Here is a 15,858-nt window from a genome sequence, read left to right as displayed (position 1 = left end):
CGAGTGTCATGGGTCTCACAACTAAGGAATTCGCACAGCGACGGCCGCGGTGGCAGTGGCTCGCGGGCGCGGCGGCGGTGGTCGTTCTGGCCGCTGCGGTCGGGCTGATGATGCGTGGCGGCGAGTCGAGCGACGTCGCGGAAGCGCCGAGCCGATCGGCCACGCCGAGTTCGTCGGCGGGTAAAGGGTCGGTGCTGGTTCAGACACCGACGTTGCAGCGTTCGCCGACTGATCCGGAGTGGCTGACCGGCCCGCCGCACCGGGTGTCGTGGCAGCGGGTGGATGGGGTGCCGTTCCCCTTCTCCGACAGCGACGGCCCCGCGCGGATCACCGGCCCGATCGCCTCGGGCTACTCCCACACCCCTCAGGGTGCGGTGCTGGCCGCCGCGCACATCACCTTCCGCCTCACGTGGTCACCGGACTATGCAGCGGTCATCGACGCGCAAGCCAAGGTCAGTGCCACCACGCGCCGACAGCTTCTGGTGGCTCGTGACCACGGCGCGACGATCGACCCGGCGGTGCTCGCGCAGGTCGCCAGTGCACCGGTCGCGTTCAAGATCGCCGACTACACCGAGTCCAAAGCATCGGTGTACCTGGCCTTCCCGAGCCGCGGCGAGAACTTCCGGTTCGCAGCGGTGCCGGTGGTGTGGGACGAGGGGGACTGGAAGTTCAGCGGCGAATGGGACCCCGACTCAGCACCGGACCTTCCTGATTCCCCGTCGTTGTCGGGGTTCACCTCACTACGGGAGCAGCCATGAAGTCACGGCCACCTCAGTTCACAACTCGTGAATTCGCCGAACCGGCGACCGAGGGCAACCGCACGTGGCGGTGGGTACTGGTCGCAGTCGTGGTGGCCCTGGTCGCCGTGATCGCCGGAGTGCTGATCGTGCGTGCGACGTCCGGCCCGGACACCCCGGCCGACACCACAGGCCCGCTCGTCGACGCCGGGGAGGACGGCCAGCACGAGGTGTCGTTCGGAAACCTCCGATGGGAGGCGGTGGGCCGCACAGAGATGCCGTTCTCCGACACCGCCGGTCCCCGCACCCTCGATGGAGTCGCTGCGGCTGGATTCGCCCACACCGAGGCCGGGGCAATTCTGGCGGCCTGGCAGATTCCGATGCGCTTGGCGGTGTTGGCCGGTACCGATTCCATCTACCGCAAGCAGGTCCTCGGCACCCCCGGCGACATCTCGAAGCTGCGCCAATCGGTCGCCGAGCTACAGGCCAGTTTGGACCCCGAACAGACGGTCCCGCGTGTCATCGCCTGGCGCGCTCATCAGCCCTACAGCGAACAGGTCGCCAGCTACGACTTCGCGCTGCCCGGCGAGACCTCCACGGCGGTGTCGCTGTTGCGGTTCTCGGTGGTGTGGATGCGTGGGGACTGGCGCTATCAACCGGGCCTGTTCGGCAACGCCACCACCCGTCCCGTCGATGCCACCTCGGTCCATCCCGACAACGGCTGGCACCGCTTCCCGCAAGGAGCGAGCTGATGAGCATTCGGTCACGCACCCTCGGGGCGTTCGTCCTGGTCCTGCTGAGCGTGTGGGGGATCGGGGCCACCGCCGTGGTCACGCCCGCGGCCGCCGACCCGGCCAGCGCGCCGGGCTGGATGCCCGAGGAACCGCCACCACTGACCGCCGAGCAGCAGCAGTGGCTCAAACCCCTCGACGGCACCGACGAGGACGGCAAATACCTGGTGATCACCTGCCACGATCACCGGGAGTTCGCCGGCTGCGCCACCCACGACCCGTCCGAGCAGTCCAAAGACATCGACGCCTACGTGTTCAACGCCTCCGACCGCAGCTACGCCGGGGTCAAGGCAATGGTGCCGGAACAGCTGGCCAAGGAGCACCGCGAACTGCTCGACGACAACGGTGTCCTCGACTGTGAGAAGGCGCGCAACAAGATCCCTGCCTGCGCCAACCCTGGCGGTGCACCCAAACCCGCCCAGTTCGACGAGCAGGGCCGCTTCGTCAAGCTCACCGAAGGTGGTGTGGGACAGGCCGATACCAACGTCGACCTCAGCGCACTCAACCCCGCCAACGCGGCGAAAGATCTCCTCGACAACTGGTTCGCCCAGGCGTGTGAGAGCGTCGGCAAGTTCGCCGGCGACCTGCTGGTCCTGTCGATGACGTGGTGGCTGCGCACCGACTCCATCGACGTCACCTCCGGGGGCATCCTCGCCGGGGAACGGCCCGTGCAGATCCTGGTGATGATGGTCCTGGCCTTGGGCATCCTGTCCGCGGCTATCACCATGGCGATGTCCCGACGTCCCGGCCCGGCCGCCGAGCTCGGCGTCGGCGCGTTCAAATTCCTGCTGATCTGCTCGCTGTCGGGGATCGTGGTCACTGGCGCGTTGCACGCTGCCGACGACTTCGCCCGCCAGATCACCGCCAACGGCGCCGAAGAGTTCGGCCCGAACCTCAAAGCCATGCTTGGAATCGCCACCATCCGCAACCCCGGCGGCGTGCTCCTGCTGGGCGTAGTCGCGTTCGTCCTGGGCGCGGTGCAGTGGCTCATCGGCTTCGCCCGCCAAGCCGGTCTGGTGATCCTGTTCGCCATGCTGATCTTCGCCGCAGCGGGTCAACTGTCGTCGTGGGGTCGACAGTGGTTCCCGCGCATCGTGGCGATGATGCTGGCGCTGATCCTGTACAAGCCGTTTGCCGCCGCGCTCTACACCATCGGATTCAAACTGATGGGCAACGAGCAGTCACTGTCCTCAGTGATGGTCGGGCTCATGACAATCGGGCTGTGCGTGCTGACGCTGCCCACGATGCTCGCCTTCTTCAAATGGGTTTCTCCCGGTGCTCAGGGCGGTGCAAGCGTAGGGACAGTTCTCGCCGGTGGCGGTGCGATCGCCGCGGCCGGTGTGGGCCAGTTCGCCGGCGGCGGAGCAGGCGGCGACTCCCAGTCCAACTACATGGACTCCACCGGTCCCGGATCGTCGGGCGGCGGCGAAGCCGACCCGAGTCCCGGGAACAGTCCCGGCGGGTTCGGTAGCGGCGGCGGGGGCGGGGAGAGCACTGACGGCTCCTCGGGCGGCGAGGCCGGTGGTTCCTCACCCGAAGCCGATTTGGGCGCCGGTGATCTGGGTCCGGCCAGTGAAGCGCCCGACGCCGGTGGCGGCGTACCGATGCCAGGTGGTGCCGGCGGCGGCGCGGATGCCGCGGGCGCGGCCGGTGGCGCCGAAGCTGCCGGCGGAGGAGCCGCAGCCGCGAATCCGTATGTCGCAGCAGCGATGGCGGCCAAGGAAACCGTGGAGACCGCCGTCGACACCGTCGGCGAGGTCGCCGAAGGCGCGGCCACCGAAGCCACTGGCGGCGACGACACCGGACCCGACATGCAATGACCACCCGAGAGAAGGGACCCACAGACATGAACCCCCGCACACCGCACACCGCACCCCAAACCACCACCGCAACAACGTCGGCCCGGTCCCGACCGTGGCAGGGCCACTCCGCCGGGGTGCTCTACGGGCGTGAACTCGCGCACTCAGAACCGATCGGATTCGACCCGGCGCAGTGGTTGGAGGGCCAGCGATGACCACGACAGAACCGGCCTACCGGTCCGGGCGCCGTTCGCGCAGCGGGTTGGCGGTCGGACGGCTGGAAAACCGCCACAGCATCATCCTGGCCGTCACGGTCACCCTGGTCACGTTGTCGCTGTTCCTCGGCAACCTGGTGCTCACAGGTGTGCTCGCGCTGATCGCGGTTCCGGTGCTGGTACTCGGCGTGCTTCCGTTCGGCGCCGCAGGCAAAACCGTCGTTGAGCGCATTGCCGCGCGGATGCGGTTCGCGACGGCGGGCACCACCTCGGCGTGGTCCGACGATGTGCTCAGCGAGATCCCACGCGGAGACAACCTGCCCGGGGTCCTGGCCCCGCTGATGCCGATTGAGGTCGAGGACGGTCGTGGCGGTCACCAATGCTTGGTGTGGAACCGCCAGACCGGGATCGTCTCGGCGCCGATGTTCGTCTCACCGGTGGGATTGACCCTCGCCGACGACGGCGACGCTCTGACGTGGGTAACCAACTTCGGGGGCATGCTCGCCGACCTGGGGCACATGCCGACCGTCTCCTCGATCACGTTCACCTGTGAATCTGCGCCCACCGGCGGGATGAACCAGCGTTCCTACACCCGCAACCGCATCGAACGGGCCCGCCAACGGGCCAGGGAGAACGCCCGCATCAGCGGCGTCGACGTCGTCGAACCGCCGGAGGTGTGCGTGCGGGTGCTCGACGGGCTGGTGTCACAAAGCCGCGCCCAGACCGCCGACGTGACGTGTCTGGTCACCATCAACTTCGATCTGACCAAGGCGCAACCCGCCCCCAAGGATCTCAGCCAGGGCGCGGCCGAAGTGGTGAACATGTTGCCGCGGTTCGAATCTGCGCTGGCGGCCTCAGGGATGACGGTGACCCATCGGGCGACCAAAGGTCAGCTGATCCGCTACATCCGTACAGCATTCGATCCTGCGCTACGCAACACAGACCTCGACGAGGCCGCCGAGGAGCAGGAGTGGCGCGGCGCGGCACCCCTGCGGACAGAAGCCAGCGTGGATACCTACGCCCACGACTCGGGCTACTCGGTGTCGTGGGTCTACAGCGAATCCCTCGGCGGACTGCGGCGCTTCCGCGGCATGTTGCCGCTGGTCTCACCGGGCCGTTACCACCGCCGATTCTCGATGGTCTACCGCCCGTACTCGGCGGTCGAGGCGTCCCGGCAGGTCGAAAAGGAAGTCAGTGCTGGTGTGTTCCGCCGCATTTGGGCGCAGAAGACGAAGAAGGACGAGACCCAACGCGAGCACGACGACCGGGCCGCCGCGCGACGCATGGCTCAGCAGGAATCGCTCGGCGCTGGTCTAGGACTGTTCACCTTCTACGTCACCACCACCGTTCGCAACGAAGACACCCTCTCCGAGGCGTGCGCGGATGTCGAACGCCGCCAGGGTGAATCGAAAACGAAGTGGCGCCGCGCACGGCGGGCGATGGAAGCAACCTTCGCCGCGTCGCTGGGCGTGGGCATCGAACCGACCAGCGCACTGTCGCGGATGGCCAAAGACCGTTGGGGGGCTTAGGAACACATGGGTAACCACTCGGTGCTCACGATCAGCGAACCCGATCGCGACGTGCACAGCGACGACGAGGCAGTCTTCGGCGCAGGTCAGCGCGCCACGATGGGCCAACGCATCTTGCAGAAGATGGGCTTCGGGGCCACCCCGGCAGAGTCGGCCGACAGCGACGACGAGGAAGCGGTCTCGATCGACAACGTGCCCATGCACATGCCCTTCGACATGCTCAACGCCGCACTCGGCGCACCGCCACCGGCCAAGGGGCGCCGACGTCCGTTCGGCGGGTGGGCTCCCAACGTGGAAGCGGGCACCCTGTATCAGTCCACGACCGCCGAGCTGCCCGGCTTTTACCCGTTCCCTGCCCCGGCCGGCGCGCGGGTACGCGGCGTGCCTTTCGGTAACCACCTGCACACCGCTGAGCCGATCGGACTCGACCCGGCGCAGTGGCTCAAAGACGGGCTGGTCACCAACACCGGTATCTGGATGCAAGGCCAGCCCGGAGTGGGCAAGTCGACCGGCCTCAAACGCCTCGGGATGGGCCTAGTCGGATTCGGGTTCATGATGATCGTCCCGGGTGACCTCAAAGACGAGTACACCCGGATGGTTCGGGCGATGGGCGGCGAGGTGGTTCGCCTGGGACGCGGCCATGAATCGCTCAACCCGCTCGACCGAGGACCACTGGTCGCGGTCATCGCCTCCGCGACCGGCGGGGAGAAGCAGCAGCTGATGGCCCTGGCCAACTCACGGCGCCTGGCACTGCTGGAATCGCTGATCACCATCGTCGGTGAAGGCAAGCAGCTCACCGCGACCGAACGTCTGCTCCTGGGGGCGGCGGTGGCCATCGCCGATGCCGCCGCCGGCGACGACGAACCGATCATCCCCGCAGTCCTCACAGCGATCGACCACGGCAGCGACCCGCTGCGCAAAATCATGGCGGTCCCGTCACAGGCCACCACCGGAGCCGGAGATCTGGCCTATCAGCGCGAGGTCCGGGACTTCCGCAACGCCGTGGCGCTGCTGTGCAGCGATGACGGGCCGATCCGCGGCATGTTCGACCGCCCATCGAGCTTCAAAGTCACCAAGGACATGCCGGCGTTGTCGCTGTCGTTGTCAGCGATCGAGGACGAGTCCGACGACGTGGTGGCCTCAGCGATGCTGTGCGCCTCGACGTGGGCGACCTCGGTGGTGGAAGCGCAGCAGGCAAGTGGTCTGCGCCGCAACATCTACCAGCCGCGTGACGAGGTGTGGCGGGCATTGCGCGCGGCACCCGGGCTGGTGGAGAAGGAAGACCGTGCCACCCGACTCAACCGGCACCGCGGCATGGTGACCGCCCAGTCCACCCACTCGGTGACCGACCTCGACGCGTTGCCGACCATCGAAGACCGCGCCAAGGCCCGCGGCATGGCCGCCCGAAACGGTGTGAAGATCCTCGGTGGCCTCGACGACGCCGAGATGAAACGGCTGCACGAGATCACTCCGTTCACCAGCCGCGAACGTCGGCTGGTCACCCAGTGGTCGGCGCCGCCGACGTGGGTTCCCGGGCAGCTGCATCCCGGCCGGGGCAAGTACCTCATCAAATCTGGTGCGCGCATGGGCCTTCCGGTGCGTGTGGTGCTGCTGGAAGAAGAAATCAAGCTCTACGACACCGACAACGCCTGGGAAGGGGTTTAGCCATGTCTCCCTATGATGCGGTGCGCCGCACCGAATCCGCCGACACCGACGGCGCTACCCAGATCGTGGTGTGCCGCAGCCGGGCCAGCGTGCACGCCGTGCTCGGCGCCCACCCACCCGGGCTGGTGACGGTGCTCTCTGCGCGCAGCGACATCGACGCCCCGCGCACGTGGTGGCCACTGATCGAACAATGCTGGGATGAACGCCTCGCTGCGGTCGCCGCCGACCACCTGACGCGCGACCTGCCAGCCAACCTGCGCCTGGTCACCCCCGAGGCCACCACCCTGCTCGCGGGGGCGCTGCACGCGGCAAGCTTGGTGAATTGGCCGATCGTGACCCTGACTCACCTCCTCGACGCCGGGGCTGTGCCCACGATCGTGGAGTTGCTGGCCGGGGCAGGGGAGAACGACTTCGCTCTCGACGTCGCCAGTGTCGCCGGACCCACCGCACCCGAGGCCGAACTGGTCACTCAGGCCGCCGCGCTGGCTGCCCGTCACCTCGAGTACGCCCGGCACCTGATCACCGGCCCACCGGGGCACACACCCCGTGTCCGGGTACCGGCGCTGGCCGGCCATCAGGCACCGACAGTGTGTGTCCACGACGACCAGTCACCGGTCGCCGGGCTGATCATCGCCCGGCTGCGCCATGTGGCGCTGAGCGACCCCACCCTGACCTACGCCGAGGAGGACGCGGCATGAGCACCGGCAAAGCCGCCAGCGGCAACACCGAGACACAGTTGCGTATCGCTGGGGCGGTGGTGGTCCTGATCGTGGCGACCTGCTTGGCGATGGCAGTGGCCTCGACCCTCGGCGTGCCGCGATGGGTCGTGATCGCCGTCGCCGTCGGCATCACCGCAGTGGTGGCCACCGCCATCGTCGCCACGCGACGATGGTGGGGCCAGAGCGCGGCGATGCGCGCCCTACGCGACACCACCCACCTGGGGGATGTGACCGGCAAAGGCGCGTTGACCAAGGGCGCAGAACTCCGCGGCATCGACACCGACAGCGACGACGGCCGAACCACACTCGCCTCGATGGACGTGCGCGACGTGGCCATGTGCATCGGCCGCGTCGGCAAGAACCTGATCTTCAAAACGCTCGAAGACTTCACCCTCATCATCATGGGTCCACGCTCGAACAAGACCAGCTCCCAAGCCATTCCACGCATCTTGTCGGCACTGGGATCGGTGGTGGCGACCTCGAACAAACCCGACGTGTGGATTCTGACCGCCCACCTGCGCGGGCTACTCGGCCCGGTCTACACCTACGACCCCGCCCAGATTGCGTTCGTCGAACAGACGTGGTGGTGGAACATCCTCGGCGATGTCCGCAAGTACTCCGACGCCCGCCGCATCGCGACCCACTTCATGGCCGCGACCGGCAAGAACAACAGCGAATCGGGCAACTCCGGATTCTTCAACTCCTCCTCAAAGCAGTTGCTGGCGCGGATGATTCTCGCGGCCGCGGTGTCGGGAAACACCATGCGCGAGGTCATCACCTGGGTCGACACCCAATCCCACGAGCCTGTCGACCTACTCGCCAAGCACGGGCACCAGCGCATCGCGCTGAGCCTGGAAAGCCAATTGGAGCTGGTACCGGAAACCCTGTCCGGTGTCGTCGGCGGAGCCTCGGCAGCGTTGGAGTGCCTGCAAGACGAGGACGCCTTGCGCTGGATCACCCCGCCCGACAGCTGGGACGAACCACCGGCCGAGCCGATCGAGGAACTAGACCTGTGGACGTTGTTCACAGCGAGCCCCGGTCACAGCCCCACCCTGTACCTGATGACCCGCGACGACCAGGACAACGCCGATCCGGTCACCGCGGCGATCGTCGACCAGGTGTTCAAGCTGTCCAACCTCGCCGCGTCCGCCCACGGCGGACGGCTCGACCCGCCGCTGACCATGGTCCTCGACGAAGCCGCCAACATTTGCCGGATCGAAAACCTACCGGCGCTGGCCTCATTCGCCGGCAGCCAAGCCGTCATCGTCGACGTCATCTTGCAGTCCTACCAGCAGGGCATGGGCGTGTGGGGCCGGGAGAAGATGGGCGCGATGTGGGGGGCCTCGACCTGCCGCATCATCGGCGCCGGCCTGCAAGACCGTGACGACGCCCGGATGGTCTCAGACCTCATCGGCACCCACGAAGTGTGGAAAGACAGCTACACCTACAGCTCTGGGTCCCGCAGCCGGTCTCGCAGCCTCGTCCGCGAGCCGATCATGCCGCTGGAAGAGGTTGCCGCCCTTGACCGCAACAACGCGCTACTGATCCGGCAAGGGTCGCGGCCGATCCTCATGGACTTGATGCCGTGGTATCGCGAAGACGCCGAGGCCGCCGACATCAAGACCTACGCGAAAACCGCGACGGCACAGGTGCGGCGCAGTGCGGTGGCAGCGCTGGAAGACAACGCTCTTGGCCGCCACCTCCGCGACCTCGACGAGCCTGCTCCGGCCGCCGCGCACACCACGAGGGCGTGAGCGGCGTGGACCTGGCCAGCGAGGTCGAAGCTCTCCGACAACGCCTGGACGCGCTCACCGACAACGTCACCCGGCACGGCGACGCGCTCACCGCACTCGAAGACGGGTGGAGCTCCACCGCTGCCAACACCCTGGCCACCGTCAGCGCGGCGACCGACACCACCGCCGAGGGCGGTGACAGTGCCAGTGAGGACACCGAGCCGCACGGAGCCGAACCCGACATGGCGGTCCTGCGGGAATGGGTACGCGACAACGTCAGCGCGTGGTGCGAGCGGCGGGTGAAAACCAAACCTGCCGGACCTGGCGTCCGATGGTGCGCGCGATGGGATCTACACCCCGAAGCAATCACCCGGCTCTGGGGGTTGCGCGCCCTCCAACTGGAAGCCGCCCAGGAAGGGCCTGGCGCCGTCCTGATCTATTTGCGCGAGCATTTCGACCACCACCTGGCCATCCTCACCAGCGAAGAGGGGCCGTTTCACCGCTGCGTTCCGAAGCATGTCCCGTTCCACGACCCCGACCATCACGGCTACCTACCGACCGGAACAGCCGCCGTGCAGACCCCGCCGTCGACGGTCCTTAACCTCCCAACCCCGACCCCCTAAACCCGTTGCCCCTCAGGACACTCCCAACGCACTACCTGGGGAGCAACGACCGTGGTGGCCGGGGCCCCGACCTCCCCAGCTCGGGGTCCCGGCCACCGCACCCCTGCTTTTGCCCATTCCACGACGGGAGCAACTGAGATGAATCACCGCATAGCCCAGACCAATCCGTGGCTACAGCGACCCGGTCGAAGCGTCTGCCCAGGTGGCGGTCTGGTCACCGGCCGCGTGGGGCAGGGGCGAGCATTCCGGCTCAAGACCCGAACCCAAACCGTGGTGATCGACAGTGCCCCGGAGGACGTCGTCTGCGGGTGGCGCGACTTCGTCGCGTCTCTCGGCGGGCAGCCAGTGGCTCTCACTGTCCGCGTTGGCACGGCGAAACCGAGTCAGACACGAGCAAGGGGTGAGCATGACGGGTCCGGACGGACCTACCAGTAGTCGCGCCGCGGTGACCTTGTGGTTCTGACAGAGGAGCCACAGTGTGAAGAGAGGAACACATCATGACCATGTCTCCACGAGAGCGGGTGCGCCGCACTGTCGCTGGCGTCCTGATTGCGGGTGCGGTCGCCGCCGGGGCGGGGGTCGCCACGGCGGGGCCGGCGGCGGCCGCGGTGACTCCGATCGGCGTTGTCGACGGACATCGCGCGTTCGCGGTCGGCCCGCACGGCAGCGCCGCGCAATGCGCGCCCACCGCCGACCGGCTCACCAGGTTCGGCGCCAAGAAGTTCGGGCCACGGTTCGGCACCTGCTACCGCAGCGGTAGCGGCCAATGGTGGGCCATCAGCCCCTGGTCCGCGTAACGCCGAGAACCGCGTCGATCTACGGCAGACAGACGCGGAGCCACAACGAGTGAGGGGTGGGTGGGCATCGTCCTCGACGGTGCCCGCCCACCCCTCACTGTTGTTGCGTCTCTGACCGCTCACCCGACACAGGGGAGCGATCAGATAGGGCTGCCGAGCACTGCCCAGGTGTTGTAGGTGGTGTGGGCGATGACCGCGGTCCACACGGTGCGGGTGAGGACTGTGACGCCGACGAAGACAAGTCCCATGACGAAGGCGGGTGCCACGTTCCACATCCCGTAGTCGCTGTGGGACAGGGCGAACACTGTTGTCCAGCCGACCGATCCGACTGCCCACAGCATCCACGCGAAGCGCCGGTGGGCGAGGGTGCTCGCGCGCAGGAGTAGGTAGGCAGCCAGGACGGGGGAGCGGAACACGAGTTCTTCGGACAGGCCGTTCTCGACCAGCTGCACGAGCCACACATAGGGCGTCGAGTGACCGGCATAGATGTCGTAGCGGTCGTCGACGAGGTCCTCGGCCCGCGGGAACAGCGACGCCATGAGTTGGGCGGTGACCCACGCCAGCACGGCGGCGGCCACACCACCGACGACTACGACGGTGGCGCCGACGAGACGTCCCCGGGACCACACCGAGCTCTTGTCGCGCGGCACCGGGCCGACCCCGATCAGCCACAGATTGTCACGGGTCTGAGACATCACCGTGCGCCCATCAATGATGAACGCGACGCCCACCAGTGCGAACAGTACGACCATCGCGCCGAGCAGACCGTACGACATCGACTCCTGCACCGATGCTTTCAAGCCCAGGCCGGCGAAGATGGCGACGGGCGATACCCACACCCAGCGGGCGAGGACACCGAACCCGCCGAGGGCGGGCCGGTGATCGTCGGGTGCGGCGGTCACCGCATCGGTCACTGAGTTCGGCCGCGCGTGCGGGTCTGTGTGTGGGTGCGCGCGGCCGAGGCAGCGCGGGGTGTGCTGGCGCGGCCGCGTGACCGGTTCGCCGCCGCGGGTCCGGCGCCGCGGGTCAAAGGCGCCGTGGCCGCTTTCTGGCTGGCGGCTTGTTCGGCGCGGTCGCCCTCAGCGTCGGCGGCCAGGTCGCGTTCGTCGGCCGCGATGGCTTCGTGCGTGTCTGCATCACCACGTTCAACGGCGGGATCAACCTGCTCGTCGGCGACCGGGCCGCCGACCACCGCAAGCTCCGCGTCGGTGACCCGCTGCGCGGCGTGTGCCACTGCTTCCTCTTCGCGCACCGCTGTGTCGTCGTGGGTTTCGGCCAGATCGGCATGGGTAGATGCGCGGGCAGCGTGGTCGTGCCAGCGGTCCTCGAACTCGGACGCCGCCGGGGTGAGGATGCCCGGGTACTTCTCAGCCAACGCCCGATCGAACTCGGTGTCGATCTGCCCGACGAGTCGGCTGGCGCGCGCCCGATCGGTGGGCGTGTCCTCGGCGGTGGCCAGCCATTCGGTGGCAGCTTCGCGACGGGCCTGGTCCTCGTCGGTCGGTGCGGTATGCCCCTGGGCGGCCTTGCGTAGCTGCCAGGCGACCAGCGCCGCCGGGCTACGCACCTTGTGATCGAACGTGAGGCTGGCAGCTGCATCGGCGAGCAGGTCGGGGTCGACGCCCTCGCGCGCCAGATCCCGGAACTGACGTTCCGCGGTGGCCCATCGGGCGTCAGCGAACACACTCTGCGGGACACGGTCTCCGAGGCGTTCGCGAAGAGTGGGCGCGGTCAGTTCGTCGATGCTGATGGTCGTGCGGTCCTGCTCAGGCTGCTGTTGTCCCGAGTCATCGCCGGCCGCGGGCGCGGGTGCGTCCTCGGTGCGGTCGGCGGCGATGTCGCGGGCGGTCTGGCGTAGATCCGAGAGGGCATCGTGGTTCGGGTTGGCAGCCAACCACTCCCGGACGTGTGCCGCGGTGGCAGGGCTGCCCGCCGCCACCGTGACAGTGCGGTCGCCCAGGGTGGCTTGCACAACCTCGGTGCCGTCAGCGAGACCGGCGTAGGCCATCACCATCCCCGAATCGCCGACACGGTCGATGTCCACGTTGCCCTCGGCCACGCGCTGGTTCCACTCCTGGGCCTGGGTGGGCGTCAGCTCGTCGATCGCGGCGGCGTCGGCAGCGAGGTGGATGCGGGCAGCTTCGTCGGCGTCGTTCCATGCTGCCCGGCCGTGGCGTTCCCGCGCACTGCGCAGCGCACCGGCCGCTGTCCGCGCGAACATCGCGTAGGTGAGGAGTTGTTCGCGGGGCAGCCCGAGGGAGGGAACGTCGCTCTGGCGGCCCAACTCATCGAACGTGGATCGTTCTGTACTCATAGCCGTGGTCCCTTCTTCGGTGACTGATCGCCGGCCGACGGCAGACGGCGGGGCCGCGGCGGCTCTGGGTGGCCACGCTCGGTGCGTGGCCGCACCGCAGTGGTGGTGCGTTGCGGTGTGGGTCGGGGTGTGGTCGTCGCCGCGGGAGCGGCAGACCGAGACACGGGGGTCAGTCGGGAGCCGGTGGTGCGCGCTGCGGTCGCGGCGTGGAGCTCGCCGCGTTGCTGATGCCAGGCAGCGACCTCGACCATCAGTTGTGCCAGTGCGACTGCGAGTTCGACGCTGGCCGCGCTCGCTGAGCCCTTCTCAGTGACGATCCGTAACGCCAGCAGATCCCGGGCGGCGGCGTTGAGTGCGTCGGCGGCCGGATTCACTGGCGCCGAGGCAGGGGAGGGCCGGGCGGTACGCGCGGCGGTGGCGCTGCGGTGCGAGGACCACACCGCCTGCGTGCGCGGGGCGTTCGCCGGGGGTGCAGTGCCGTCGGTGACACGGGAGTAGGCGGTGATCATGCGGTGCGCGGCCACAGCGATGTCGCGGCCATGGGCCGGGTGCTCGGCGTGGGCGAGCGCGGTGTGCGCGCGCTGCACTGCCGCGCGGGCGCGGTCGAACGCCCCGGCGGTCAGGTCGATGGTGACCTTCGCGGGCCGCTCGGCGACCGTCCCGCCGTGTCGCTGCCACTCGGCAGACAGCTTCGGCCACGACAAGTCCCGCGAGAGTTTGGAGCCGCCGTAGAAGATCGGGGCTTCGGTCTCGGCGCTGACATCGCCGCGCAGTGCCACCGCGTACCCGTCGATCGCGCCGTCGCGGTCGTGGTGCAGATGCACCAGCAACCCGCGTTCGCGCAACCCGGCCAGAAACGCTTCACCGTCACCGGCGACCGCTGCGGTGTCGGCGACGGCCTGGCGTAGCTGCCCACGGATCGTCTCGGCCGGATCGGTGCGGGTTGCCGCGGGCATGCCCGACGCGCGGCGGCGTTGGGTCTTCTCATGCTCACCTCGGGTCGCCTCCCGAGCGGCGCTGCGGTCGTTCTGCGCTGTCGTGGTCAGCCCGAGGCGGTCCTCCCACTCCCGCATCACCGAGCGCACTGCGTGGAAGTCGTTACGCGGGTGCAGCCGCCGGCCAGTGTCCTGGCGGACCAAGACCGCGGCGATGTGAATGTGATCGTTCCCGGCCTCCGACAGTCCGTGATGCACCGCCACCCACCGGCACCCGCCGGGGTCGTCGGCCGCGGCGATGCCGGTCCGGTCCATGACATCGCGGGCGATCTGCGCCCACGTCTCCTGCGACAGCGGCCCATGCGCAGCGACGTCCTCGGCCGAAATCGCGATCGACGCGTGCCACACGTAGCCGTGCTTGGTGTAGAACGGTTCGCCCTCGCCGGGCTGCCGGGTCGGCAACCCGGCAGCGGCCGCCGGGGCCTGCACATGCTCGCGCAGCGCGGCCAGCCCGGCCGGGTCGAAATCGAAATCGCCGGCACCGATCTTGCCCGGCTGCAACGCGCCGGGATCGTTGTGCCACGCGGCGATGACCGTCGGGTTGGTGTGTTCATTGGCCCGGCCCGGACCCATCAGATAACTGATCAAATGCGGCGCGTCCCAGCCGCGACCAATCTTGTCGATCACCGCAACCTCCGCAGCAAACTCATCAGTTCGGTGTCGAGCTTGTCGTTGGTGCGGCGCACGTAGTCGAGCACCGCCGCTGACTCCGGGGCGAGCTCGCCGGTCGAGTTCGCGTGGCGCGCCACGTCGTTGAGGTTGCCGGCCACATTGCCCAACAGCCGCCGCAAGTGACGCACATCGTCAAGGAGCTCCTGGGCCTCGGACACACTCAGCCCGACCGGTGCGCTCGCGCCATCCGGAGCGGTGTCGTCTCCGGCGACGGCGCTGCGCGCGACCAACGACCGCGCATCACGCACGGCGGCCGAAGCGACGTAGGCGCCGAAGCGCAGCCCCATCATCCCCGCGGCCACCTCGATCACCGCGCGTTCCTCTCCGTCGAAGTAAACCTTGCGCGGCTGCCTGCGCCCACTGGGCACGTGCGGACGATGACCTCGCGCAGCCGCTCCCGCCACCACCCTCACCCCTCCCATGTCCGGGCGTCGCCGCCCGACCGGACACCACCAGCGCCCGCCGCAACCGGACGCGACACCACCGAGTGTCGCCACCGCCCGCGGCCAGCGCAAGCCAAAACCGGCCGGTTTTGGGATATCTTGCTCCCGCGAAATCCGGTAGGCAGTCCTGCTACGGAAGAGCGGGGGTTCTGTCTCAAGCGCTGGGGACAACGGCAGGCCAGCCCGGGGGCCGCGAAGCCGAGCCCGGCTCGCCGCGCCGCCCGAGGTGCTTGATTTAGAACCATTAGATACATTAGAAACAATGTAGCGGGTTGAAGCCCGCTCCGACACACCGAGCAGAGGGGAGTGGCCAGCAGATGGCTTCCAAGACAACCGCGGCGCAGGAGGCGCTGGACGCCTACCGCCGCGAGCTTCTGTCCGACAGCGTCGAGACGCGCATCGCTGAACTGTCCGGGGTGGTGGCCACCTACGAAGCGACGTGCCGCGACCGCGACCGGCAGGCCAAGGCGCTCACCGCCCGGTCGTGGTGGACCGACGCGAACTCGCTGCGCGACACCTTCGACCGGATGCAAGCTCTCGCGCAGCGGCAGTGGGCAGACGAGGACGCCGTGCTCGCCGCGTTCGAGGCGGCCAAGGCAGCCGGCGCGAAACCCTCGGTGCTGGCCAGCATCGGTCTGCGCCCCGAGGCAGCTCTGACCGCCGCCCGCGCGCGGCACTCCGCATCGACCGCCACCGACGACGGCAAGGCATCAACAGGCGACCAACCGTCGGCACCCACCGACACCACACCCGCCCACACGCCGCCCGCCGAGTCATCGCCGGCCGCCGACTCACCACTGGACCGCAGCGCATGAGTCGCGCCAGG

At 68.5% G+C, this 15,858-nt stretch carries 14 protein-coding genes; 10 read left to right on the top strand and 4 right to left on the bottom strand.

Annotated features, from left to right (window positions below):
• Nucleotides 1-8 precede the first annotated feature (8 nt).
• The 9 genes from AB4Z55_RS26450 (at nt 9) to AB4Z55_RS26410 (ending at nt 10,608) form a co-directional block, all read left to right on the top strand.
• Nucleotides 9-758, top strand: a complete 750-nt coding sequence (locus tag AB4Z55_RS26450) for a hypothetical protein (RefSeq protein ID WP_369521093.1) — start codon at nt 9-11, stop codon at nt 756-758.
• Entirely contained in the window at nt 755-1,489 is a 735-nt protein-coding gene (locus AB4Z55_RS26445; protein WP_338858001.1) for a hypothetical protein, read from the top strand. Before AB4Z55_RS26450 ends, AB4Z55_RS26445 begins: the two co-directional genes overlap by 4 nt.
• Nucleotides 1,489-3,348 (top strand): hypothetical protein, encoded by a 1,860-nt coding sequence (locus AB4Z55_RS26440; protein ID WP_338858000.1) that lies wholly within the window; start codon nt 1,489-1,491, stop codon nt 3,346-3,348. The genes AB4Z55_RS26445 and AB4Z55_RS26440 overlap by 1 nt, the downstream gene beginning before the upstream one ends.
• A gap of 190 nt (nt 3,349-3,538) precedes the next feature.
• On the top strand, nt 3,539-5,071 hold the full coding sequence (locus AB4Z55_RS26435; protein WP_338857999.1) for an SCO6880 family protein: 1,533 nt from the start codon (nt 3,539-3,541) through the stop codon (nt 5,069-5,071).
• Nucleotides 5,072-5,077: 6 nt separating this feature from the next.
• Entirely contained in the window at nt 5,078-6,736 is a 1,659-nt protein-coding gene (locus tag AB4Z55_RS26430; protein ID WP_338857998.1) for a hypothetical protein, read from the top strand.
• A 2-nt stretch (nt 6,737-6,738) separates the two neighbouring features.
• Nucleotides 6,739-7,434 (top strand): hypothetical protein, encoded by a 696-nt coding sequence (locus AB4Z55_RS26425; protein ID WP_338857997.1) that lies wholly within the window; start codon nt 6,739-6,741, stop codon nt 7,432-7,434.
• On the top strand, nt 7,431-9,209 hold the full coding sequence (locus AB4Z55_RS26420; protein WP_338857996.1) for a type IV secretory system conjugative DNA transfer family protein: 1,779 nt from the start codon (nt 7,431-7,433) through the stop codon (nt 9,207-9,209). The genes AB4Z55_RS26425 and AB4Z55_RS26420 overlap by 4 nt, the downstream gene beginning before the upstream one ends.
• A complete protein-coding gene (locus AB4Z55_RS26415) occupies nt 9,206-9,811 on the top strand; it encodes a DUF4913 domain-containing protein (protein ID WP_338857995.1) in 606 nt (201 codons plus the stop codon). The genes AB4Z55_RS26420 and AB4Z55_RS26415 overlap by 4 nt, the downstream gene beginning before the upstream one ends.
• Nucleotides 9,812-10,308: 497 nt before the next feature.
• Nucleotides 10,309-10,608, top strand: a complete 300-nt coding sequence (locus AB4Z55_RS26410; protein ID WP_338857994.1) for a hypothetical protein — start codon at nt 10,309-10,311, stop codon at nt 10,606-10,608.
• 140 nt (nt 10,609-10,748) lie between these two features.
• On the opposite strand, the gene AB4Z55_RS26405 is transcribed toward AB4Z55_RS26410, so the two are convergent.
• From AB4Z55_RS26405 to AB4Z55_RS26390, 4 genes are read right to left on the bottom strand one after another with little or no spacing between them, the layout of a single operon-like run.
• Nucleotides 10,749-11,510 (bottom strand): CPBP family intramembrane glutamic endopeptidase, encoded by a 762-nt coding sequence (locus AB4Z55_RS26405; protein ID WP_338857993.1) that lies wholly within the window; start codon nt 11,508-11,510, stop codon nt 10,749-10,751.
• Between the two features lie 8 nt (nt 11,511-11,518).
• A complete protein-coding gene (locus tag AB4Z55_RS26400) occupies nt 11,519-12,922 on the bottom strand; it encodes a hypothetical protein (RefSeq protein ID WP_338857992.1) in 1,404 nt (467 codons plus the stop codon).
• The gene (locus tag AB4Z55_RS26395; protein ID WP_338857991.1) at nt 12,919-14,544 is read right to left on the bottom strand and encodes a relaxase/mobilization nuclease domain-containing protein; all 1,626 of its coding nucleotides are present in this window, start codon (nt 14,542-14,544) and stop codon (nt 12,919-12,921) included. The genes AB4Z55_RS26400 and AB4Z55_RS26395 overlap by 4 nt, the downstream gene beginning before the upstream one ends.
• Nucleotides 14,541-14,900 (bottom strand): hypothetical protein, encoded by a 360-nt coding sequence (locus tag AB4Z55_RS26390; protein WP_338857990.1) that lies wholly within the window; start codon nt 14,898-14,900, stop codon nt 14,541-14,543. Before AB4Z55_RS26390 ends, AB4Z55_RS26395 begins: the two co-directional genes overlap by 4 nt.
• 449 nt (nt 14,901-15,349) lie before the next feature.
• Here AB4Z55_RS26390 and AB4Z55_RS26385 point away from each other — a divergent pair, with 449 nt between their 5' ends.
• Entirely contained in the window at nt 15,350-15,847 is a 498-nt protein-coding gene (locus tag AB4Z55_RS26385) for a hypothetical protein (RefSeq protein ID WP_338857989.1), read from the top strand.
• Nucleotides 15,848-15,858 lie beyond the last annotated feature (11 nt).

It is taken from the genome of Gordonia sp. ABKF26, from assembly GCF_041103195.1.
Classification (GTDB): Bacteria; Actinomycetota; Actinomycetes; order Mycobacteriales; family Mycobacteriaceae; genus Gordonia; species Gordonia terrae.
The sequence above is the reverse complement of the archived record's forward strand: the minus strand, read 5'-3'. Positions and strand labels throughout refer to the sequence as shown.